Here is a 21,604-nt window from a genome sequence, read left to right as displayed (position 1 = left end):
ACAATAACGCCCCGCTCTGTGATCCTCTTGCCGCGTTACGCCTCACCCGCCTCTTGGTTTATCGCGCCGGCGGGCAGACAACCCAGGCCTTGCAGCGTCTGATAAACCGCGCTGTCGAGCGGGGTATGCGGTTCCGCGCCTAAAAAATCAACCAGTTTATCGTTGCGCAGGCGTACCGGCAGACGCCAGAGATAGTGCATCTCGACCATTTCGCGCAGGGTGGCGTTGAAGGGCGCCGCCAGCTTTACCAGCCACCAGGGAAAAGACTTCACTGCCGCTCGGCCGCCATAGCGGGCGACCACCCGCTGGATCGCCTGACTCATTTCGCTGCCGTCCGGGTCCCAGTGGCCCTGCATATGAAAGCGGGCGAACGGCTCAAGCTCGCGCCTGCGGGCGAGCAGCGCGGCGATGGTGGCGGCGACGTCGGGCAGCCAGGCCCACTGATGCCCCACGCCGATCGCCCCCGGGTAGCTAATGACTCGGGGAAGCTGACCAGGCTTGACCAGCCCCTGCGAAAACCAGTTATTTCCGGCGCGTGGACCAAAAAAATCGCCCGCCCGAACAATCAACGCCCGGCCGCCGCGCTGCACGTAATCCTTCAGCGCCAGCTCCATCGCCACCCGGATGGCGCCTTTGCGGGTCACCGGCTGTTGTGCGGCCTCTTCAGCAATCAGCGGAAAGGCATCCGGTCCATAGTTGTAGACCGTGCCGGGCAGGACTACAAGCGCCCGCTGCCGTTCGGCAGCCTGCAGGGTGTTGCGCAGCATGGGCAGTACCTGTTGCCGCCAGTGCCGGTAGCCCGGCGGATTCACCGCATGGACGATGACGTCGCAACCGGCAGCCGCCGCCGCGACCTGGCCGCCATCCAGCGCGTCGCCGGCTATCCACTGTATGCCATCTTCGGGATCACGCATCTGGGCGCCGCGCTTCAGCGCCCGAACCTGCCAGTTGTCTGCCACCAGCCGGCGCGCCACTTCCCCGCCGATGCCCCCGCTTGCTCCCAGAATAAGTACCTTGCCGCTGCTGTTCATCCTCTTTCCCCGTTCGCTAATGGATGCTTGACAGCCTACCTGCGGCTCATATCAAATGAAATTGCATACCATCGTCGAGCGGCTATACATATTTGTATGAATACCTCTATTCCCTGGGAGTGGTACCGAACCTTTCTCGCCGTCCTGCAGGAAGGCTCTTTATCGGGCGCATCGCGTACCCTGAACATCACTCAGCCGACGGCGGGGCGCCATATTGCCGGGCTGGAAAACGCCCTCGGCCAGGCCTTATTTACCCGCTCGCAAACCGGCCTGCTGGCGACCGACGCGGCGCTGGCGCTGCGGGTGCACGCCGAGGCGATGGACAACACCGCCCGGGCGCTGGAACGCACGGCGGCTAACTTCAGTCGCGACAGAGCCGAGCTGCGTGGCGTGGTGCGGGTGGCCGCCAGCGAGGTGGTCGGCGCCGAGGTGCTGCCGCCGCTGGTTGCCCGGCTCAGGCAGGCGTGCCCGAATATCGTCATCGAACTGATGCTCTCCAATCGGTTTCAGGATCTGCTTCACCGGGAGGCGGATATTGCGGTGCGGATGGTCGCCCCGCAGCAGGAGCAGCTTATCGCCCGCCGTCTCGGCAGGATCGAGCTTGGGTTACATGCCACCGCCGCCTACCTGACGCGGCAGGGCCTGCCCGCGACCCTCGACGATCTGGCCAGCCACGCGCTAATTGGTTTCGATAGCGCCACCCCTCTCGTGCGCCGGGCGCTGCAGGCTTACCCCCGTTTTCAGCGCGAGGCGTTCGCGATGCGGACCGATAGCGACCTCGCCCAGTTGAGCCTGATCCGCGCCGGAGCGGGGATCGGCATCTGCCAGGCGCCTCTTGCGGATGGCATTATTCCCCTGCAGCGAGTGCTGGCGGCCGACTTTTCTCTGTATCTTGATACCTGGCTGGTAATGCATGAGGATCTGCGCCACAGCCCTGCCTGTAAGCGGGTATTTGATTTTCTCGCCCAGGGGTTGCAGGCGTATATTCGTGGCCCACTGGCGAGCTGACCCACCCCATCGCGCGGTCATTTCATTGCCTGCGGAAATAGTCACTCATTGACACTGTAAATATGGCATTGTATAAAACCCCGCCCCAATAATGAGTTTCATTTGCATTACTCCCATTTGCTGGTCATCCACTCGCCTGTTTACAAGGATAGCGTTTAATGAAGAAGGTCCTTTGCGCGTTAGGCTTGATGTTCACCGCCGTCAGTTCCGCGCTGGCAACAACCTACCCCCTGACGATTGAAAACTGCGGCTATCAGGAGACCTTCACCCGGCCGCCGGAGCGCGTGGTCGCGCTGGGGCAAAATACGGTCGAAATTCTGCTGCTGCTCGGGCTGCAAAAGCAGGTGGTCGCCAGCGCCTTTTGGCCGACCAGCGTTTTACCGCAGCTGGCTGAGCAAAACGCGAAGATTAAAACCTTGACGGTGGAAATTCCGAGCCTGGAATCGGTGCTGGCGCAAAATCCCGATTTCGTTCCCGCCCAGTTGCCGCTGCTGCTGGGGCCGGAAAGCAAAGTCGCCAGGCGTGAAGATCTCGCTACCGTCGGCGTAAACAGCTACGTCTCACCGGGGATGTGCGCCACCAAAAAGGCCACCGGCGATATGTACGGCAGCCGGCAAAAGCTGTGGGATATGACCTGGCTGTATCAGGAAATTAGCGATTTTTCCCGCATTTTCAACGTCGAAGATCGTGGTCAGGCGCTGATTGCCGATTTCAAAAAACGTGAAGCCGATCTGCGCCACGAATTTGGTAAAAACAAAAAAGATCTCTCCTTCGTCTTCTGGTTCTCCAGCGCCTCGCCTTCGGCCGATGCCTATGTCGGCGGTAAAAACAGCGCCTCCGGCTTTATCGCCAGCGTGCTGGGCGGACATAATGCGATTACCTCCGAAACCGAGTGGCCCACGGTGAGCTGGGAGAGCATCATTGCCGCCAACCCGGATGTGATCGTGGTCGCCAGTCTGGACCGTAACCGCTGGGCGCTGGATAAGGCCGAGGAGAAGATCAAATTCCTCAAAAGCGATCCCGCCGTCAGCCAGCTGGAGGCGGTGAAAAAAGGCCATATCGTGGTCATGGACGGTCAGGCGATGAATCCGACCATTCGCACGCTTTACGGCGCGGAACAGGTGGGCGAGCAGCTGAGAAAAATGGGGCTGAACTGATGAGCGTCGCCGCGATTGAGACGCGCCGCAGCATACTGCTCACCGGCTGGTGTGTACTGGCAGCGATCGTGCTGGCGCTGGTGATCGCTGTGGGCGTCAGCGTTGGCGAGCTGGCCATCCCGCTGCAGAATGTCTTTTACGCTATCAGCAACAGAACCGGCTTAACCGCTGAGCCGCTCAACCGTATCTATGAGAGCGTAATCTGGGATTTCCGCCTCAGCCGCGCGCTGGTCGCCGCCTGCTGCGGCGCAGGCCTCGCTATCTGCGGCGTCGTGCTGCAAAGCCTGCTGAAGAATGCCCTCGCGGAACCCTACGTCCTCGGCGTCTCCGCCGGGGCCTCCACCGGCGCGGTGTCGATCGTGGTGCTGGGCCTTGGCGCTGGCGCAATTTCCCTCTCGGCAGGCGCCTTTGCCGGGGCCTTCGCTGCCTTCGCCTTTGTCGCCTTGCTGACTAACGGCGCGCGCGGCGGCAATGAGCGTACGATTCTGGCGGGCGTTGCCGCCTCGCAGTTATTTAACGCCATCACGGCTTACACCATCAGCACCTCCGCCAGCGCGCAGCAGGCGCGCGATGTGATGTTCTGGCTGCTGGGCAGCTTCAGCGGCGTTCGCTGGCCCGAATTCCAGCTGGTCATTGTGGTGGTGCTCGCGGGTCTGGCGGTCTGCCTGTGGTATGCCCGGGCGCTGGACGCGTTCACCTTCGGCGACGATGCCGCCGCCTCGCTGGGGATTGCTGTGCCGCGCGTGCGCCTGATCCTCTTCACCACTGCGGCGCTGATCACCGCCACCATCGTCAGCATGGCCGGCTCAATCGGCTTTGTTGGCCTGGTGGTGCCGCACGTGATGCGTTTCTTCTTTGGCCCGCTGCACCGAACGTTGCTGATCGCCAGCGCGCTGGCAGGGGCGATATTGATGGTACTGGCGGACATTGCGTCGCGCCTGCTGATTGCCCCGCAAAGTCTGCCCGTTGGGGTAGTAACCGCCCTGGTTGGGGTGCCTTTCTTTGCCGTGATTATCTACCGCTCAAGGAATAAGTGATGAGTATTTGCGCTGAAAATATCACCTGGAAGGCAGGCAAAAAGGTCATCGTCAATAATGTCTCGCTGCGGGTGCCGCGAGGCGAAACGGTCGGACTGCTGGGGCCCAACGGCTGCGGCAAATCCTCGCTGCTGCGCGTTCTGGCGGGCCTGCGCCGCCCGGATGCAGGTCGCGTCACCCTCGACGGCCAGGATATCGCCCGGATGGCGAAAAAGCAACTCGCCCGCCGCGTGGCTTTCGTCGAGCAACACGGCATGACCGAGGCCAATATGCGGGTGCGCGACGTCGTGCGCCTGGGACGCATTCCCCACCACTCTCCGTTCTCAAACTGGAGCGCTCAGGATGACGAGGCGATTGCCGCCGCGCTGCAGCGGGTAGCGATGCTGGAGAAAAGCGAACAGGGATGGTTAAGCCTCTCCGGCGGCGAGCGGCAGCGGGTGCATATCGCCCGCGCGCTGGCGCAGAGCCCGAGCGAAATCCTGCTGGATGAGCCGACCAACCATCTGGATATACACCATCAGATGCAGTTAATGCAGTTGATCAGCGAGCTGCCGGTAACCAGCATTGTGGCCATTCACGATCTTAACCATGCCGCGATGTTCTGCGATTCGCTGATCGTGATGCAGCAGGGGCAGATCCTCGCCAGCGGGACGCCGGAGGAGATTTTGTCCGAAGGGCTGCTGTGGGACGTTTTCCGGGTGAAAACCAAAATCGAGATCTCCCCTTACCACGGCAAAAAGCACATTCATTTCATCGTTTAGGTTGGGCGGATATGCCTCTTTTCTCCCTGCGCCCTGCGGCAACCCTCTGGCCTCCGGTGTTACTGGGAAGCCAGTTCGTTTTTAATATTGGCTTTTACGCGGTCGTTCCTTTCCTCGCCCTCTTCCTGCGCGACGACATGCTGCTCTCAGGCGGACTTATCGGCCTGATCCTCGGGCTGCGTACCTTCTCTCAGCAGGGCATGTTTATCCTCGGCGGGACGCTGGCCGACCGCTATGGCGCTAAGGCGATCATACTCGCCGGCTGCGTCGTTCGCGTCGCCGGTTTTCTCCTGCTGGCGTGCGGGGCGTCGCTGTGGCCCATTATCCTCGGCGCCTGCCTGACCGGCGTCGGCGGCGCCCTGTTCTCCCCGTCGATAGAGGCCCTGCTGGCGCGGGCCGGTACCCACAGCCAGGCCAACGGGAAACGCAGTCGCGCCGAGTGGTTTGCGCTGTTTGCGGTATGCGGTGAGCTGGGAGCGGTGATCGGCCCGGTGGCCGGAGGCGTGCTGAGCGGGATCGGCTTTCGGCATATCGCCCTCGCCGGCGCGGGAATATTCCTTCTGGCGCTGGCGGTGCTCTTTTTCTGTCTGCCCGCCGACGGGCACACGACAACAACGCGCAGACGAGTCCCATGGTGGACGCCTTTGCGCCAGCCGCGCTTTGTCGCGTTTATTCTCGCCTACAGCTCATGGCTGTTGAGCTACAACCAACTGTACCTCGCCCTGCCGGTGGAGATCCAACGTTCCGGCGGCCGCGAGCAGGATCTGGCGCCGCTCTTTATGCTGGCCTCGCTGTTGATTATCACCCTCCAGCTCCCTCTCGCCCGCTTCGCCCGGCGAATGGGCGCCGTGCGCATCCTGCCGGTGGGCTTTCTGCTGCTGTCGGCTTCCTTTGCCAGCGTGGCGTTATTCGCCGCCGCCCCACCCGCCGAAGGTTGGCTGCGGTTAATGCCGGCGGCTGGTTTTGTCACGCTGCTCACCCTCGGCCAGATGCTGTTAGTGCCCGCAGCCAAGGATCTGATCCCGCTGTTCGCCGAGGAGTCGACGCTGGGCGCCCACTACGGAGCGCTCGCCACCGCAGGAGGGTGCGCGGTGTTAGCCGGGAATTTACTGCTCGGTCATTTGCTTGACCAGGCGCTCATTCCCTCGCCGCAGGCGGTTTATCCCTGGCTTCTGCTGGCGCTGTTTCCGCTGTGCAGCGCCGTCGCCCTGCGGGCAATCTGTCGCCCGCTGGCGGCAACATGACGCAGAACGGGCGACAGCCCGCTCTGGAAGTGAACCGACGATAAAGTACACCGCCTGGGGAAGATAACGGGCGCGCCCCGCCTTACTTTGCCGCCAGCTCGCGACGAATAATCTCGGCGCCGGCGCTCAGGGCGTGCAGTTTGCCGGTCGCGACATGGCGCGGCAGCGGCGCCATACCGCAGTTGGTGGACGGGTAGAGTTTGTCGGCATCGACGAACGCCAGCGCCTTGCGCAGGGTTCCAGCCACCTCTTCCGGGGTTTCGATAGCATGGCTGGCGACATCGATCGCCCCGACCATCACCTTTTTACCGCGGATCAACTCCAGCAGATCCATCGGCACGCGCGAGTTGTGGCACTCGAGAGAGATAATATCAAGGGACGATTTCTGCAGCTGCGGGAAAGCCTCTTCATACTGTCGCCACTCGGAGCCCAGCGTCTTTTTCCAGTCGGTATTGGCCTTGATGCCATAGCCGTAGCAGATATGCACCGCTGTCTCACACTTCAGCCCTTCGGTGGCTCGTTCTAAGGCGGCGATCCCCCAGTCGTTGACCTCATCGAAGAAGACGTTAAAGGCCGGCTCATCGAACTGAATAATATCAACCCCCGCAGCCTCTAACTCTTTCGCTTCCTGATTGAGGATTTTAGCAAATTCCCAAGCCAGCTTTTCCCGGCTTTTATAGTGGTTGTCATACAGCGTGTCGATCATGGTCATCGGGCCCGGAAGCGCCCATTTGATCGGCTGACTGGTGAGCTGCCGCAGATAGCGAGCGTCCTCCACGAAGACCGGTTTCTGGCGCTCCACGGCGCCCACCACCGTTGGAACACTGGCCTCATAGCGGTTACGAATTTTCACGATCTCGCGTTTGGCAAAATCAACCCCGCTGAGGTGCTCGATGAAGGTGGTGACAAAGTGCTGCCGCGTTTGCTCGCCGTCGCTGACAATATCGATCCCGGCCCGCAGCTGGTCGTCGAGGGATAACCGCAAGGCGTCGCGCTTGCCGGCCAGTAATTCTTCGCTGGACAGTTTCCAGGGCGACCACAGGGTCTCTGGCTGCGCCAGCCAGGAAGGTTTCGGTAAACTGCCGGCGGTCGATGTCGGAAGCCATGTTTTCATAGTCATTAGCCTTTTATATGGGTTTAGCAAAGCGCGAAATTAGCAGACCATTGCTCAAGCAACGTCTTGTGCGGGTTGATAAAATGTTGTTGTGTAAATTTCCCCTGCTCAATCGCCAACAGGCTGCGCTCTTCCCGGTCATAGACGATTTTTGTTAATGAATGATCCAGGTGGCTGAGATTGGGCTGATAGTATTGCCCCGCCGGGGAGTTGGCATTGTAGATCTCCGGGCGATATATTTTCTGAAACGTCTCCATCGTGCTGATGGTGGCGATCAGTTCCAGGCTGGTGTAATCGCTGAGCAGATCGCCGGTAAAATAAAAGGCCAACGGCGCGACGCTGTTTTTTGGCATAAAATAGCGTACCTGCAGCCCCATTTTGCTGAAATAGCGCTCGGTCAGCGAGACGCCTTCCTGAGCATATTCAATGCCGAGGACCGGATGTTCGTTACCGGTGCGATGGTAAACATCTTTACTGGAGACGCTCAGGCAAATCACCGGCGCCTTGCTGAAGTTGGCGCGCCAGGCGCTGGATTGCACAAAATCCTTAAAGATATTGCCGTGCAGCTCGCCAAAGTTTTCCGGTACGCTGAAGCGACTCTGGTCCTTATTATGTTCCAGAAGCAGTACGCTAAAATCGTAATCCCGCACATAGGAGGAGAAGTTATTGCCGACGATACCGGCATGACGCTCCCCGCTCTTTTTATCGACAATATGCGTTTGCAGGATCTCAATCACCGGGAAGCTGGCGCTATCCTGAGCAATATTCATCTCGACAGAAATAATATCCAGTTCCACCGCATAGCGATCGTTATGGGGATTATCCCAGTGGGCCAGGCTATTAAAACGGTTATTCATCATGATTAACGTATTGCGCAGATTTTCCTCACGGTTCACCCCTCTGGCTAAATTAGCGAAGTTGGTGGTAATACGCGTATTTTCCGCAGGGTTATAATTTTCATCAAACCGGGTGCGCTTAATCGTATAGGTAAATTTATTATTCATGGCGATTGTCCATCCTGATGGCGGGCATAAAGCGAACCCGGCGGAATACTCTCCACCAGCCTGGCGACGCGGAGTCAGGCCGGGCGCGCTTTAACCGGTAAATGTTGTTGATTCGTTAATGAACCTATTTTTGCCAGAGTCAGCACTGGAGGGAAAGCGACTTAAATTCAATGCAACATGAGCCATCCTCATGTTGCTCCAGGCGGTGGCCGATGGCCGACGCAGGCCGACAATATTAGTCAATAAACGTTTGTTCAATGGAAGTAGGCAGGGTACACTCTTTAACCACTATAAGATGGGCTTTTACCTGCCCGCCGTACCCGTTTAGCTGGAGCTTTTGTCGTACAGAATGATTGTTGATATCAGTATTATGTCGATGTGCATGGCCGTACTGCTGATTATGAGCGTACTGCTGAATTAAGAGGCTCCCGAACGCAATGACACTCGCTCTCATCTGACCTCCACATTCGCGAGGAAAAAAGAAGATTCAGAGGATTCGCGCCGCCTGGGATTGTTCCTCCTGCCGGCACCCTCTACTCTTTTGGGACTTGCTTATTGAGGAATCCCGGATGAAAAAAGCTCTGCTTGCCCTGTTCGCTATAGCCACCGTTACCGCCGCCAGCGCCTTTGCGGCTGATAAAACCGACGTCCCGGCGCCTGTCGTCGATAACGGAGTCCGCCCGCCGATGGAGAGGGATCGTGGCCCCCTGCCGCCGTTCCCGCCGCAGCTTCCGCCGCACAGACCGGTGCTGTTTTCAGCCACGGTAGCAACCGATACGCCAGCGGAAACCATTAACAAACTGACCGCGCTGATCCCCGCCGGCCAGGCGAAACACTACGAAGTGCACGTTGAGGTGGTGCAGGTTGGCGAGGGAACCGACAGACAATAGCCCAAAGGAGATCTACGCTGTCATCTGTCAGCAATAAAAAAGCTGCCGCATATCGCGGCAGCTTTTATGTACTTATTTACAGCTGAGCAGCTGAAAATTAGCTACGCACTTTCCGGTAAATAAACAGTACCACCAGCGCACCGATAACCGCTACCACGAAGCTGCCGAAATTAAACCCATCGACCTTACCAAAACCAAACAGGGTACTGATCCAGCCGCCGACCACGGCGCCGATGATCCCCAAAATAACGGTCACGATAAATCCGCCGCCATCTTTTCCCGGCATAATCCACTTGGCTAAAATACCGGCAATAAGTCCAAAAATGATCCAGGAAAGAATACCCATGGTTAACCGTCCTCTTGTTACCTTTAAGCATTTAGTATTGAAAAGAGTAGCATAAATAACGAGAGTGGATCGGTAATAATATAAATATTAGATAATTCCCTGCCGACGCCCGGCTGATCTTGTGACAACCTCTCTGGCTCTGGCAGGCCGGCTCTCGCTTATTACCTTAAAAAAAGGGAGGCTATTCGCCTCCCGCCATGCGGCTTATATTACCGCGGTGGTTAGTCGTGATGAACAACATAACCGCGACTGTTCGTCGAAGATTTCAATTTGCCAGACCTGATGGCGCGTCCCGACGTGCAGCGCTTTGCAGACGCCGCGCACCCGGCCCCCGCGCGCCGAACGGATGTGGTTGGCGTTAACCTCCAGCCCCACCACCTTTTGTTCGCCTTCGCTGCACAGATAGCCTGCCACCGACCCCAGGGTCTCCGCCAGCACCACCGACGCTCCGCCGTGCAGCAGGCCAAACGGCTGCTGTGTGCGGCTATCGACCGGCATAGTGGCCTCCAGCGTATCGTCGGTAACGGTCTCAAAGCGAATATCGAGCAGCCCTACCATGTTCCCCTCACCGAGCCGGTTGAGCTGCTCCAGCGTGGCCTGACGTTTCCAAATCATCCGATTATCTCCAGTAACGCCTGCAGCGGGTGGCGAACGCCGCTGCCTTCAATACGCTTCACCTGACTGCGGCAGGAGTAGCCCGTCACCAGACAGCGGTTTCGCGGCAGCCGCTGCATCGCCTGCTGCCAGGAGAGCGCGTAAATGGCCAACGAGTTGGCGTGGTTTTTCACTTCATGACCATAGGTGCCAGCCATCCCGCAACACCCAACGCTGACGTTTTCCAGCTTCGCGCCGAAGTGGGCAAAAATATCTGCCCACTGCTTTGTCGCCGCCGGTAGCGCGGTCACTTCAGTACAGTGACCGAACAGGTACCAGGGCTCACCGCCCAGATCGGGACGGGCGTCGCTGGTTAGGGCCTTCGGCAACCACTCATGGACTAACAGCACCTGGAAATCGCCGCGCTTGTCGCCGAGCGTCTGCTTGTACTCATCGCGGTAGCAGAGCACCAGCGCCGGATCGACGCCCACCAGCGGCATGCCCAGCTGCACCACGCGGTTGAGGAAGTCCGCCGTCTTCTGCGCGGTGCGCGCGAAGCGGGTGAGGAAGCCTTTGATATGCTGCGCCTTGCCGTTCGGCGAGAACGGCAGGAGCACCGGCTGATAGCCTAAGGCCTCGACCAGACGGATAAAGTCGGCCACCACCTGGGCGTCGTAGTAGCTGGTGAAGGGATCCTGCACCACCAGCACCATCTTCGCTTTCTGCTCGGCGCTCAGCGCTTCGAGCTGCTCAAGGGTCATATTGGCGGAGCGGTGGCCGGCCATCTGCTGCTTCAGCGACGGCGCCGAGAGCAGCGGCAGATCGACCATCCCGATATGCTTCTCCGACAGCTTTTTCAGCCAAGGCTGGTTAATAAAAAAGTTAAAGGTCTTCGGCGCCTGCGCCATCAGCGGCGCATAAGATTCGACCGAGGCCACCAGATGATCGCGCACCGGCCGCAGATAGCGGCTGTGGTACAGCTGCAGGAAGCGCGAGCGGAACTCGGGAACATCGATTTTGATCGGGCACTGGGTCGAACAGGCTTTACAGGCCAGACAGCCGGACATCGCCTCTTTGACCTCATGCGAGAAGTCATATTCGCCTTTGCGCGCATGCCAGCTGTTGCGCGTGCGCGCCACCAGCGAGCGCAGGCTGACGCCCTGCTCCGGCAGCGCCTTCTCCAGCTGGTTGGGATCGACGCCGCGGTCGGCCAGCAGGCGCAGCCATTCCCGCACCAGCGTCGCCCGCCCTTTCGGCGAGTGGATGCGCTGGTTGCTGACTTTCATCGACGGACACATCGGACTCTTGACGTCAAAGTTGAAGCACAGCCCGTTGCCATTACACTCCATCGCCCCACGCCAGCTGCTGCGCACCGCGATGGGGATCTGCCGATCCCAGGTGCCGCGCTTCGCCGCATCGACTTTCATCATCGGCGCGTCGATACCTTCCGGAGGACAGATTTTCCCCGGATTCAGGCGGTTATCGGGATCGAAGACCGCTTTGATCTTGCGCAGCTCGGCATACAGCGTCTCGCCAAAGAAGGCCGGGCTGTACTCCGCGCGGAACCCTTTGCCATGTTCGCCCCACAGCAGGCCGCCATACTTCGCCGTCAGCGCCACCACATCGTCGGAGATCTGCTTCATCAGCACCTCCTGCTGCGGATCGCACATGTCCAGCGCCGGGCGCACGTGCAGCACCCCGGCATCAACGTGGCCAAACATGCCGTAGCTTAGGCCGTGGCTGTCGAGCAGCGCGCGGAACTCGACGATGTAATCCGCCAGATGTTCGGGCGGTACGCAGGTGTCCTCGGCGAAAGGAATAGGCTTGGCGGCGCCTTTGGCATTACCCAACAGGCCGACGGCCTTCTTGCGCATGGCATAGATGCGCTCCACGCCTTCAAGATCGTGACAGACCTGCCAGCCAATGACGCCCGCCTCGCTGGCGGCCATCAGCTCGTCCAGCCGCTGGCACAGGGTAGTAACCTGCTGGTCAATCAGCGCCGCGTCATCGCCGGCGAATTCGACGATATTGAGCCCGAGCATCTCTTTATTCGGTACGTCGGTGATCAGTTCGCTTACCGAGTGCCAGACGATATCCTCGCGCGCCAGATTGAGAACTTTAGAATCGACGGTCTCCACCGACAGGGCTTTCGCTTCGACCATAAAGGGCGCATTGCGCAGCGCAGAGTCGAAGGAGTCATATTTGACGTTGACCAGACGGCGCACCTTCGGCAGGCGGGTGATATCCAGCCGCGCTTCGGTAATAAACGCCAGCGTCCCTTCCGAACCGGTTAAAATACGGGTCAGGTCGAACTCGCTCATCTCATCGTTAAAGACGTGACGCAGATCGTATCCGGTGAGGAAGCGGTTGAGTTTGGGAAACTTATCAATGATCAGGTCACGCTGCGCCTTGCAGCGCTGGTAGACCGTGTTGTAGATCCGGCCAACCGTCGAGGGGGTATTGCCCAGCGTCTCCGCCAGCGCCACCGGCACCGCCTGGGTATCGAGGATATCCCCGCCCATCAGCACCGCCCGCAGGCCGAGCACGTGATCCGACGTTTTGCCGTACACCAGCGATCCCTGGCCGGACGCGTCGGTGTTAATCATCCCCCCCAGCGTGGCGCGGTTGCTGGTGGATAGCTCAGGCGCAAAAAAGTAACCATAGGGTTTAAGAAACTGGTTCAGCTGATCTTTGATGACCCCGGCTTCAACGCGCACCCAGCCCTCGTCAGGGTTAATCTCGATGATGCGATTCATATAGCGGGACATATCAACGATAATCCCGCCGTTCAGCGCCTGGCCGTTAGTGCCGGTGCCGCCGCCACGCGGGGTGAAAATCAGCGATTTAAAACGCGGTTCGGCGGCGACGCGCGACAGCAGCGCCACGTCCGCCGTGGATCGTGGAAAAATGACCGCATCCGGCAGCAGCTGATAGACGCTGTTGTCGGTGGCCATCGTTAGCCTGTCGGCATAGCTGGTGGCGGTATCGCCGGTAAAACCCTGTTGCTCCAGTACCTGCAAAAAATTCAGCACCAGTTGAAGTACCCCTGGCGCCTGAGAAATTTGTGGGATCATCACGCTTGACCCTGCCTGACTATGTTGTGTTTGAAAATATTGTGTTGGTGCTAACTAAACGTTTGCGTAGCGCATTCAACTTTTTATCACATTTTTTTCATATGCGCCCACGTGTTTTCTGTGCAAAATCAGCCCGGCAAAATTATTGATATTATTATCAGTATATGGATTTACGCGGCGCCAGCTGTTTGGCGCGACTGGAAAGGTAAAATTTCTCTATGATTAATCCCCATCAGCCTCGGGACATTCCGCAAATACTGCTGTCGGTGCTGTTCCTGGCCCTGATTATCATATCCTGCCTGTGGGTTGTGCAGCCGTTTATTCTGTCCTTCGCCTGGGCCGGTACGGTGGTGATCGCCACCTGGCCGGTGCTGCTGCGTCTGCAGCGTGTGCTGTTCGGCAAACGACTGCTGGCGGTGCTGGCGATGACCCTGTTGCTGTTTCTGCTATTCGTTATTCCTATCGCTCTGCTGGTCAACAGCCTGGTGGATAACAGCGTTCCGCTGATCAAACTCATCAGCAGCGGAAATGTGACGCTGCCGGATTTCGCCTGGCTCAACAGCGTACCGCTGGTCGGCGATAAACTGTACTCCGCCTGGCACGGTCTGCTGGATATGGGCGGCTCGGCGATTATGGCCAAGGTTCGTCCCTATATTGGCACCACCACCAGCTGGTTTGTCGGTCAGGCGGCGCACATCGGCAAGCTGCTGGTCTACTGCGGTTTGATGCTGCTGTTCAGCGCGCTGCTCTACTGGCGCGGCGAGCAGGTGGCCTACGGTTTCCGCTACTTCGCCACGCGCCTCGCGGCCAAACGCGGCGACGCCGCGGTGCTGCTGGCCGGCCAGGCCGTGCGCGCCGTGGCGCTGGGCGTGGTGGTCACTGCCCTCACTCAGGCGGTACTGGGCGGGATTGGCCTTGCCGTCTCCGGCGTGCCCTACGCCGCTCTGCTGACCGTGGTGATGATCTTTACCTGTCTGGTTCAGCTCGGCCCTTTACTGGTTTTGGTGCCGTCGATTATCTGGCTTTACTGGAGCGGGGACACCACCTGGGGCACCGTGCTGCTGGTCTGGAGCTGCGTAGTCGGCACCATGGACAACGTTATTCGTCCGGTGCTCATCCGCATGGGCGCCGACCTGCCAATGATCCTTATCCTCACCGGCGTCATTGGCGGCCTGATCGCCTTCGGCATGATCGGCCTGTTTATCGGTCCGGTGCTGCTCGCCGTCTCCTGGCGACTGTATGACGCCTGGGTGCATGAGGTGCCGCCGCCGCCGAAAGACCCTGACGTCGTCCTTGAAGAGCTCAGTGAGCTGGAGGCCGGTCGCAAGTAATGCCTGGCAGGCGGGGAGACCCGCCTGTTTCTTTGCCCGCATATTGTTAAGCAAAATTTATTGATCGCCGGCAATGCGCTGGCCCCGCGCGCCCTTCACCTCGCTTTCCTCCCTCGGTCCTTCACAACAATTTAACTATTGAGAGGAATCTGATCGACGGCAAAGGCCCCGCTGCCTACTATTAGCTCACGGTTATAAATCAACACCTTGATTTATAAGCATGGAAATCCCCTGAGTGAAACAACGAATTGCTGTGTGTAGTCTTTGCCCATCTCCCACGATGGGCTTTTTTTTGCCCTGCGCATCACGACACCAGATAGCCTGACACCGGTAAAAAAAATCCCCGGCATCGCTGCCGGGGATCGGTCCTGTCAGGGCGAACTTATTTTTTCAGTTCCGCCAGACCTAACCAGGTTTGTACCACGGTATCCGGGTTCAGGGACAAGCTATCAATCCCCTCTTCCATCAGCCAGGCGGCGAAATCCTCATGGTCAGACGGCCCCTGGCCGCAGATGCCGACGTATTTACCCTGTTTCTTCGCCGCGCGGATGGCCATCGACAGCAGGGCTTTCACCGCGTCGTTGCGTTCATCAAACAGCTCAGAAACCACACCGGAATCGCGGTCCAGACCGAGCGCCAGCTGGGTCATGTCGTTCGAACCGATGGAGAAGCCGTCGAAGTACTCGAGGAACTGCTCCGCCAGCAAGGCGTTCGATGGGATCTCGCACATCATAATGATCTTCAGCCCGTTCTCGCCGCGCTTCAGCCCCTGACGCTCCAGCTCTTCGACCACCGCTTTCGCCTGGGCGACGGTACGGACGAACGGGACCATCACTTCAACGTTGGTCAGTCCCATATCGTTACGTACGCGCTTCATCGCTTCGCACTCAAGGGCGAAGCAGTCGCGGAAGCTTTCGGAAACGTAGCGTCCGGCGCCGCGGAAGCCGAGCATCGGGTTCTCTTCTTCCGGCTCATAGCGCTCGCCGCCCACCAGGTTGGCGTATTCGTTCGATTTGAAGTCCGACAGACGCACGATCACCCGTTTCGGATAGAAAGCGGCGCCGAGGGTGGCGATCCCTTCGGTCAGGCGGCCAACGTAGAACTCTCTCGGCGAATCGTAGCCTTTCATCAGCTCGCGGATTTCGTTCTGCAGGCCCGGCTCCTGGTCGTCAAACTCCAGCAGCGCGCGCGGATGAACGCCAATCATACGGTTGATGATAAATTCCAGCCGCGCCAGACCGACGCCTTCGTTCGGCAGGCAGGCGAAGTCGAACGCGCGATCCGGGTTGCCGACGTTCATCATCACCTTCAGCGGCAGATCCGGCATGTCGCCGACGCTGGAGCTCTTGACGCTGAAGTCGAGCAGCTCGGCGTAGACATAGCCGGTGTCGCCTTCGGCGCAGGAGACGGTGACATTCTGATTTTCCTGAATGCGATCGGTAGCATCGCCGCAGCCGACCACCGCCGGGATCCCCAGCTCACGGGCGATAATCGCCGCGTGACAGGTACGCCCGCCGCGGTTGGTGACAATCGCCGAGGCTTTTTTCATGATCGGTTCCCAGTCCGGGTCGGTCATGTCGGTAACCAGTACGTCGCCTGGCTCAATGCGATTCATCTCGCTGATATCATGGATCACCTTGACCGGACCGGCGCCAATGCGGTGGCCGATGGCGCGCCCTTCGGCGATGATCTGCCCCTGAGCGTGGAGGGTATAACGCTCCATCACCTGGCCGCGGGAACGCACGGTTTCAGGACGCGCCTGGACGATAAACAGCTTACCGGTGTGGCCATCTTTCGCCCACTCGATATCCATCGGACGGCCGTAGTGCTTCTCGATCTGCACCGCCTGCTTCGCCAGCTCCTGCACTTCCTCGTTGCTTAACGAGAAAATATCGCGCTGCGCCTGCGGCACATCTTCGATACGCACCTGTTTACCGTGCTCTTGGGTCGGCGCGTAAACCATACGGATCTTTTTCGACCCCATGGTGCGGCGCACGATCGCCGGACGGCCAGCGGCCAGCGTCGGTTTGTGGACGTAGAATTCGTCCGGGTTCACCGCGCCCTGCACCACCATCTCGCCCAAACCCCACGCCGAGGTGATAAACACCACCTGGTCAAAGCCGGATTCGGTATCGATGGAGAACATGACGCCGGAGGAGGCCAGATCGGAGCGGACCATCCTCTGCACCCCGGCGGAGAGCGCCACGCCACGGTGATCGTAACCCTGATGCACGCGATAGGAGATTGCGCGATCGTTAAACAGCGAAGCAAATACGTGCTTCACGGCAACGAGCACGGCGTCAAAGCCCTGCACGTTGAGGAATGTCTCTTGCTGTCCGGCGAAGGAGGCGTCCGGCATATCTTCCGCGGTGGCGGAAGAGCGCACGGCGAATGAGGCCTCGGCGTCATCGGCGGACAGCAGGTCATAAGCATCGCGAATCGCGTTTTCCAGTTCGCTCTGGAAGGGGGTATCGATGATCCACTGTCGGATCTGCGCGCCCGCTTTCGCTAATGCGGAAACGTCGTCAATGTCGGTTTCATCCAGCAGCGCATAGATGCGCTGGTTAACACCGCTTTGGTCCAGGAACTGATTGAAAGCATCAGCGGTGGTGGCAAACCCGTTAGGTACGGAAACACCCATACCGGACAGATTCGTAATCATTTCACCAAGGGAGGCATTTTTGCCCCCAACTCTGTCTACATCATTCATGCCGAGTTGGTTATACCAAAGCACCAGCGGTGACGAGCCATTGTTGGACATCGAGACAATCCTTTTGTGATTTAATACCAGTGAAAAAAATTTCACGATCGACTGCAGGATTATCCTGACATATTTATGAAGCTGAAAAAAACGGTGAATCGTTCAAGCAAATTATTTTTTCATTTTTCGGACTGTTCCCCCGATATTGCTAACTTGATGATTTTTAGGAATTCTGGTGGAAAACGCTGGAAATAACGGCGACAAAAAGAAAATGAACCACCCTTTTCATAAAAAACAAAAATAGCGTTTCAATTTTAACAAGAGACAAATCAAACAGGGATATGCTTAAATTTAATATCCGCTTTCAGGCAATTAAACTCATTATACCGGATGGTCAAAATGGAAAGTGCTGTAGATCGCCACGTATTTTATATTTCTGACGGTACCGCCATTACGGCGGAGGTGCTGGGGCATGCCGTGATGTCGCAATTCCCGGTCGCCATCAGCAGCGTAACCCTGCCGTTTGTGGAAAATATCAGCCGCGCGCGGGCGGTAAAGGAGCAGATCGACGCCATTTATCAGCAAACGGGTATTCGCCCGCTGGTGTTCTACTCCATCGTCATCCCGGAAATACGCGACATTATTCTGCAAAGTGAAGGCTTTTGTCAGGATATCGTACAGGCGCTGGTGGCCCCGCTGCAGCAGGAGCTCAACCTCGACCCGACGCCGGTGGCCCACCGCACCCACGGCCTCAACCCCGGCAACCTGATTAAATACGATGCGCGTATCGCCGCCATCGATTATACCCTCGCCCATGACGATGGCATCTCGCTGCGCAACCTTGACCAGGCGCAGGTGATCCTCCTCGGCGTCTCGCGCTGCGGCAAAACACCCACTAGTCTGTATCTCGCCATGCAGTACGGTATTCGCGCCGCCAACTATCCGTTTATCGCCGACGATATGGACAATCTGGTGCTGCCGGCCTCGCTGAAACCCCTGCAGCATAAGATGTTCGGCCTGACCATCAATCCGGAGCGTCTGGCGGCGATCCGCGAGGAGCGCCGGGAGAACAGCCGCTACGCCTCGCTGCGCCAGTGTCGGATGGAAGTGACCGAAGTGGAGGCCCTGTATCGCAAGAATAAAATCCCCTGCCTGAACAGCACCAACTATTCTGTTGAGGAAATTGCGACAAAAATCATGGACATCATGGGGCTGAATCGCAGGATGTACTAATACACTAGTACATTATTAAAAATTTGTTTATGCTATCACCCGTGGCCTATACAGGATCATGCCCTGCTCTTGCAATAAGCAGGGATTGGTTTATCGTGATGCGCATCACTTCCCGGCATTTTCGCCGCGGAAGAAACAGATTTTTGAGACCCCAATGAATAAAACAGACGAATTGCGTACCGCGCGCATTGAGAGCCTGGTAACGCCCGCGGAGCTGGCCCAGCGCCATCCCGTGACGGCCGACGTGGCTGCCCACGTCTCGGCCTCCCGCCGCCGAATTGAAAAAATCCTCAACGGCGAAGACCGCCGACTGCTGGTGATTATCGGCCCCTGCTCCATTCACGACACCGACGCGGCGCTGGAGTATGCCCGCCGCCTGCAGGGCATGCGCGAGCGCTACCAGCCGCAGCTGGAGATCGTGATGCGCACCTACTTTGAAAAACCGCGTACCGTGGTGGGCTGGAAAGGCTTAATCTCCGATCCCGACCTCAACGGCAGCTACCGGGTCAACCACGGAATTGAGCTGGCGCGGCGCCTGCTGCTGCAGGTTAATGAGCTGGGGGTACCGACGGCCACCGAGTTTCTCGATATGGTGACCGGTCAGTTTATCGCCGATCTCATCAGCTGGGGGGCCATCGGGGCGCGCACCACAGAAAGCCAGATCCACCGTGAGATGGCCTCAGCGCTCTCCTGCCCGGTCGGTTTTAAAAACGGCACCGACGGCAATACGCGCATCGCGGTGGACGCCATCCGCGCCTCCCGCGCCAGCCATATGTTCCTCTCTCCGGACAAGCAGGGGCAGATGACGATTTACCAGACCAGCGGCAATCCGTATGGGCATATTATTATGCGCGGCGGCAAACGGCCAAACTATCACGCCGAGGATATCGCCGCCGCCGGCGAGGCGCTGCGTGAATTCGATCTGCCGGAACAGCTGGTCGTTGATTTCAGCCATGGCAACTGCCAGAAGCAGCACCGCCGTCAGCTGGAGGTGTGCGCCGATATCTGTCAGCAAATTCGCGCGGGCTCCACCGCCATCGCCGGGATTATGGCCGAAAGCTTCCTGCAGGAAGGCACTCAGAAAGTGGTCCCCGGCCAGCCGTTGACCTGGGGCCAGTCGATCACCGACCCCTGCCTGAGCTGGGAAGACAGCGAAAGATTATTGAGCGAGCTGGCTGCGGCCACCGCCACCCGCCTGTAACCGCTCCGCCCGCCGCGCCTGCGGCGGGCAATTCTCTTCGCTGACTCCCCTACCAAATCCGGTAACACGATAAATAACGCTTGCCGTCAAAAACAACATTATTGATAATGATTATCATTGTTGCCTTGATTTTTATTTTGAGAGCTATGACGCGTATGGATAACACTGCCACAGCTGAAAAACCAAAAGACAATGCCCCTTATCCCGTGGCGACGGACAGAGAGATCAGCAGTCGTGTTCTGTTAGGCAGCGAAGGACGAGTAGTGATTGAGCATGGCGGCCAGCGCTATCTGCTGCGCCAGACCCACGCCGGGAAGTTAATTCTGACCAAGTAAGCGCCCCGCTGAACGCGGGGCGAGGCAAGTTAGCTCGAGCAGCTGACTTCCAGACGTTTCCCCCAGTCCGGCGGGCGGCGGACGTAGTCGTCCTCGCGATCGGTAAAGGGGTCTGCCAGCGCGGCATGCAAGCGCTCCAGCTCGCCCATATCGCCCGCCTCAGCCTGCTCGATCGCACGCTGCGCCAGCCAGTTACGTAACACCAGCGCCGGATTCACGCCCTGCATCCTCTGCTGGCGCTGCGCGTCGTCCACCTGTTCATCACGCAGCCGCGCACGATACCCGGCAAACCAGCTGTCAAAGGCCGCGCGGTCGATAAACTCATCGCGCAGCGGCGAAGCGGCGCTGAGCTGTTCGCTGTGGCTCAGCAGGCGGAACGTCCGGGTATAGTCGCTCTTCTCGCGGATCATCAGGGCAAACAGCCCGTCCAGCAGGTCGTTATCCCCTTTCTGCTGGCTGAACAGGCCGAGTTTATCGCGCATCCGCTGGCCATAAGCGGTCAGCAAGGCGTGCTGATACTCATCCAGCGCCGCGTTTAACGCTTCAGCGCTGATAAACGGCGACAGCGATTGGGCGAGACGCTGCACATTCCACAGCCCCACCGCCGGCTGGTTTTCAAAACTGTAGCGCCCCTGATAATCGGAGTGGTTGCAGATGAAGTCCGGTTGGAAATCGTCAAGGAAGCCATACGGGCCGTAGTCGATGGTCAGACCAAGAATCGACATGTTGTCGGTATTCATCACCCCATGGGCAAAGCCCACGGTTTGCCAGCTGGCGATAGTCTGCGCGGTACGCATGACAATGTCACGGAACCATAACAGGTACTTGTCCGCCTCATCCTGCAGCTGCGGCCAGTGGTGGCGAATAACATAGTCGGCCAGTTGCTGGACCTTCTGCGGCTCACGGCGATAGTAAAAATGTTCGAAATGGCCGAAGCGCACATGGCTCTCGGCCACCCGCATCAGCATCGCGCCGGGCTCCACGCGCTCGCGGTAGACCGGGGTATCGCTGGTCACCATCGCCAGGGCGCGCGTCGTCGGGATCCCCAGAGCGTGCATCGCCTCCGACGCCAGACTTTCCCGGATCGTCGAGCGCAGCACGGCGCGGCCGTCCCCCATCCGCGAATAAGGAGTCAGGCCGGCGCCTTTCAGATGCCAGTCGTAACGGCGGCCATCCGCCAGCTGCTGCTCGCCGAGCAGGATCCCGCGTCCGTCGCCCAGCTGGCCGGCCCAGGCGCCAAACTGATGGCCGCTGTATACCTGCGCCAGCGGCGACATGCCCGGAAGCAGCGCTTCGCCGCCCCAGACACCGGCCCCGCTTTCAGGCGCAAACAGGGCGTCGGGCACCCCCAGCTGTTGCGCCAGCGGGGCGTTGCGCCAGATGAGTCGGGCGTTATCCAACGGCGTTGGTGACAGGGAAGTGTAAAAGTCCGGCAGTTCATCCCGCCAGTGGGTGGTAAAAGAAAGGGTCATGGTTCCTCCTCTCTCCAGTGTAGTGCCTGGAACAGCGGATTAACACGGGCGGAGTGCAGGGTTATCGGCAT

Annotated in this window: 19 protein-coding genes and 1 other RNA gene; 12 read left to right on the top strand and 8 right to left on the bottom strand. The window is 58.9% G+C overall.

The features are described 5' to 3' along the window. Positions 1-35 precede the first annotated feature (35 nt). Positions 36-1,031 (bottom strand): NAD-dependent epimerase/dehydratase family protein, encoded by a 996-nt coding sequence (locus tag KB890_RS25140; protein ID WP_004180364.1) that lies wholly within the window; start codon positions 1,029-1,031, stop codon positions 36-38. Positions 1,032-1,127: 96 nt separating this feature from the next. Here KB890_RS25140 and KB890_RS25135 point away from each other — a divergent pair, with 96 nt between their 5' ends. From KB890_RS25135 to KB890_RS25115, 5 genes are all read left to right on the top strand, one after another. Further along, complete coding sequence (locus KB890_RS25135; RefSeq protein ID WP_004180365.1) at positions 1,128-2,039, top strand: LysR family transcriptional regulator; 912 nt, start codon at positions 1,128-1,130, stop codon at positions 2,037-2,039. Positions 2,040-2,197: 158 nt separating this feature from the next. After that, on the top strand, positions 2,198-3,196 hold the full coding sequence (locus tag KB890_RS25130; RefSeq protein WP_004180366.1) for a siderophore ABC transporter substrate-binding protein EitA: 999 nt from the start codon (positions 2,198-2,200) through the stop codon (positions 3,194-3,196). Beyond that, complete coding sequence (locus KB890_RS25125; protein ID WP_001545318.1) at positions 3,196-4,233, top strand: FecCD family ABC transporter permease; 1,038 nt, start codon at positions 3,196-3,198, stop codon at positions 4,231-4,233. The genes KB890_RS25130 and KB890_RS25125 overlap by 1 nt, the downstream gene beginning before the upstream one ends. Further along, the gene (locus KB890_RS25120) at positions 4,233-4,994 is read left to right on the top strand and encodes a siderophore ABC transporter ATP-binding protein EitC (protein WP_002909000.1); all 762 of its coding nucleotides are present in this window, start codon (positions 4,233-4,235) and stop codon (positions 4,992-4,994) included. The genes KB890_RS25125 and KB890_RS25120 overlap by 1 nt, the downstream gene beginning before the upstream one ends. A 56-nt stretch (positions 4,995-5,050) precedes the next feature. Then, the gene (locus tag KB890_RS25115; RefSeq protein ID WP_004225487.1) at positions 5,051-6,238 is read left to right on the top strand and encodes an MFS transporter EitD; all 1,188 of its coding nucleotides are present in this window, start codon (positions 5,051-5,053) and stop codon (positions 6,236-6,238) included. 82 nt (positions 6,239-6,320) lie between these two features. Here the strand turns inward: KB890_RS25115 and KB890_RS25110 are convergent, their stop codons facing one another. Next, positions 6,321-7,352 (bottom strand): methionine synthase, encoded by a 1,032-nt coding sequence (locus KB890_RS25110; protein WP_002909005.1) that lies wholly within the window; start codon positions 7,350-7,352, stop codon positions 6,321-6,323. A 23-nt stretch (positions 7,353-7,375) separates the two neighbouring features. Next, positions 7,376-8,356: a DUF1852 domain-containing protein gene (locus KB890_RS25105; RefSeq protein WP_002909008.1), complete on the bottom strand. Its 981-nt coding sequence runs from the start codon at positions 8,354-8,356 to the stop codon at positions 7,376-7,378. A 569-nt stretch (positions 8,357-8,925) separates the two neighbouring features. Here KB890_RS25105 and KB890_RS25100 point away from each other — a divergent pair. Further along, entirely contained in the window at positions 8,926-9,246 is a 321-nt protein-coding gene (locus KB890_RS25100; protein ID WP_004180367.1) for a hypothetical protein, read from the top strand. A 97-nt stretch (positions 9,247-9,343) separates the two neighbouring features. On the opposite strand, the gene KB890_RS25095 is transcribed toward KB890_RS25100, so the two are convergent. The 3 genes from KB890_RS25095 to KB890_RS25085 all read right to left on the bottom strand — a co-directional run bounded on the left by KB890_RS25095 (position 9,344) and on the right by KB890_RS25085 (position 13,260). Then, entirely contained in the window at positions 9,344-9,592 is a 249-nt protein-coding gene (locus tag KB890_RS25095) for a GlsB/YeaQ/YmgE family stress response membrane protein (RefSeq protein ID WP_002909014.1), read from the bottom strand. Positions 9,593-9,796: 204 nt separating this feature from the next. Then, complete coding sequence (gene menI, locus KB890_RS25090) at positions 9,797-10,207, bottom strand: 1,4-dihydroxy-2-naphthoyl-CoA hydrolase (protein ID WP_002909015.1); 411 nt, start codon at positions 10,205-10,207, stop codon at positions 9,797-9,799. Further along, positions 10,204-13,260, bottom strand: a complete 3,057-nt coding sequence (locus KB890_RS25085) for a D-2-hydroxyglutarate dehydrogenase YdiJ (protein WP_022631360.1) — start codon at positions 13,258-13,260, stop codon at positions 10,204-10,206. The genes menI and KB890_RS25085 overlap by 4 nt, the downstream gene beginning before the upstream one ends. Positions 13,261-13,478: 218 nt before the next feature. Here KB890_RS25085 and ydiK point away from each other — a divergent pair, with 218 nt between their 5' ends. Both ydiK and rprA read left to right on the top strand, forming a co-directional pair. Further along, on the top strand, positions 13,479-14,591 hold the full coding sequence (gene ydiK, locus KB890_RS25080) for an AI-2E family transporter YdiK (RefSeq protein WP_004148729.1): 1,113 nt from the start codon (positions 13,479-13,481) through the stop codon (positions 14,589-14,591). A gap of 188 nt (positions 14,592-14,779) precedes the next feature. Then, an RNA gene (gene rprA, locus KB890_RS25075) (antisense sRNA RprA) lies at positions 14,780-14,887 on the top strand. Positions 14,888-14,973: 86 nt separating this feature from the next. On the opposite strand, the gene ppsA is transcribed toward rprA, so the two are convergent. Further along, positions 14,974-17,352: a phosphoenolpyruvate synthase gene (gene ppsA / locus KB890_RS25070; RefSeq protein WP_002909055.1), complete on the bottom strand. Its 2,379-nt coding sequence runs from the start codon at positions 17,350-17,352 to the stop codon at positions 14,974-14,976. 75 nt (positions 17,353-17,427) lie between these two features. Between ppsA and KB890_RS25065 the strand changes: the two genes are divergently transcribed. The 4 genes from KB890_RS25065 (at position 17,428) to hemP (ending at position 20,061) form a co-directional block, all read left to right on the top strand. Further along, entirely contained in the window at positions 17,428-17,547 is a 120-nt protein-coding gene (locus KB890_RS25065; RefSeq protein ID WP_020324853.1) for a hypothetical protein, read from the top strand. A 144-nt stretch (positions 17,548-17,691) separates the two neighbouring features. Next, entirely contained in the window at positions 17,692-18,525 is an 834-nt protein-coding gene (locus tag KB890_RS25060) for a posphoenolpyruvate synthetase regulatory kinase/phosphorylase PpsR (RefSeq protein ID WP_002909061.1), read from the top strand. Between the two features lie 154 nt (positions 18,526-18,679). Then, positions 18,680-19,726: a 3-deoxy-7-phosphoheptulonate synthase AroH gene (gene aroH / locus KB890_RS25055; protein ID WP_004180369.1), complete on the top strand. Its 1,047-nt coding sequence runs from the start codon at positions 18,680-18,682 to the stop codon at positions 19,724-19,726. Between the two features lie 155 nt (positions 19,727-19,881). Further along, entirely contained in the window at positions 19,882-20,061 is a 180-nt protein-coding gene (gene hemP, locus KB890_RS25050; protein WP_014343179.1) for a hemin uptake protein HemP, read from the top strand. A gap of 29 nt (positions 20,062-20,090) precedes the next feature. Here the strand turns inward: hemP and selO are convergent, their stop codons facing one another. After that, positions 20,091-21,533 (bottom strand): protein adenylyltransferase SelO, encoded by a 1,443-nt coding sequence (gene selO, locus KB890_RS25045; protein WP_004180370.1) that lies wholly within the window; start codon positions 21,531-21,533, stop codon positions 20,091-20,093. Positions 21,534-21,604: the final 71 nt, after the last annotated feature.

The sequence above is a fragment of the Klebsiella sp. P1954 genome (assembly GCF_018199955.1).
Classification (GTDB): domain Bacteria; phylum Pseudomonadota; class Gammaproteobacteria; order Enterobacterales; family Enterobacteriaceae; genus Klebsiella; species Klebsiella pneumoniae.
Note: the sequence above shows the minus strand (reverse complement) of the source record. Positions and strands in the feature narration are given on the sequence as shown.

Excerpts from the sequence above, each read along its gene's own strand:
- KB890_RS25135 (WP_004180365.1), top strand. The coding sequence starts at position 1,128 with ATGAATACCTCTATTCCCTGGGAGTGGTACCGAACCTTTCTCGCCGTC.
- KB890_RS25100 (WP_004180367.1), top strand. The coding sequence starts at position 8,926 with ATGAAAAAAGCTCTGCTTGCCCTGTTCGCTATAGCCACCGTTACCGCC.
- KB890_RS25140 (WP_004180364.1), bottom strand. The coding sequence starts at position 1,031 with ATGAACAGCAGCGGCAAGGTACTTATTCTGGGAGCAAGCGGGGGCATC.
- KB890_RS25060 (WP_002909061.1), top strand. The coding sequence starts at position 17,692 with ATGGAAAGTGCTGTAGATCGCCACGTATTTTATATTTCTGACGGTACC.
- KB890_RS25120 (WP_002909000.1), top strand. The coding sequence starts at position 4,233 with ATGAGTATTTGCGCTGAAAATATCACCTGGAAGGCAGGCAAAAAGGTC.
- ydiK (WP_004148729.1), top strand. The coding sequence starts at position 13,479 with ATGATTAATCCCCATCAGCCTCGGGACATTCCGCAAATACTGCTGTCG.
- hemP (WP_014343179.1), top strand. The coding sequence starts at position 19,882 with ATGGATAACACTGCCACAGCTGAAAAACCAAAAGACAATGCCCCTTAT.
- menI (WP_002909015.1), bottom strand. The coding sequence starts at position 10,207 with ATGATTTGGAAACGTCAGGCCACGCTGGAGCAGCTCAACCGGCTCGGT.
- KB890_RS25125 (WP_001545318.1), top strand. The coding sequence starts at position 3,196 with ATGAGCGTCGCCGCGATTGAGACGCGCCGCAGCATACTGCTCACCGGC.
- KB890_RS25095 (WP_002909014.1), bottom strand. The coding sequence starts at position 9,592 with ATGGGTATTCTTTCCTGGATCATTTTTGGACTTATTGCCGGTATTTTA.
- ppsA (WP_002909055.1), bottom strand. The coding sequence starts at position 17,352 with ATGTCCAACAATGGCTCGTCACCGCTGGTGCTTTGGTATAACCAACTC.
- KB890_RS25085 (WP_022631360.1), bottom strand. The coding sequence starts at position 13,260 with ATGATCCCACAAATTTCTCAGGCGCCAGGGGTACTTCAACTGGTGCTG.
- KB890_RS25130 (WP_004180366.1), top strand. The coding sequence starts at position 2,198 with ATGAAGAAGGTCCTTTGCGCGTTAGGCTTGATGTTCACCGCCGTCAGT.
- KB890_RS25065 (WP_020324853.1), top strand. The coding sequence starts at position 17,428 with ATGAAGCTGAAAAAAACGGTGAATCGTTCAAGCAAATTATTTTTTCAT.
- KB890_RS25110 (WP_002909005.1), bottom strand. The coding sequence starts at position 7,352 with ATGAAAACATGGCTTCCGACATCGACCGCCGGCAGTTTACCGAAACCT.
- selO (WP_004180370.1), bottom strand. The coding sequence starts at position 21,533 with ATGACCCTTTCTTTTACCACCCACTGGCGGGATGAACTGCCGGACTTT.
- KB890_RS25105 (WP_002909008.1), bottom strand. The coding sequence starts at position 8,356 with ATGAATAATAAATTTACCTATACGATTAAGCGCACCCGGTTTGATGAA.
- aroH (WP_004180369.1), top strand. The coding sequence starts at position 18,680 with ATGAATAAAACAGACGAATTGCGTACCGCGCGCATTGAGAGCCTGGTA.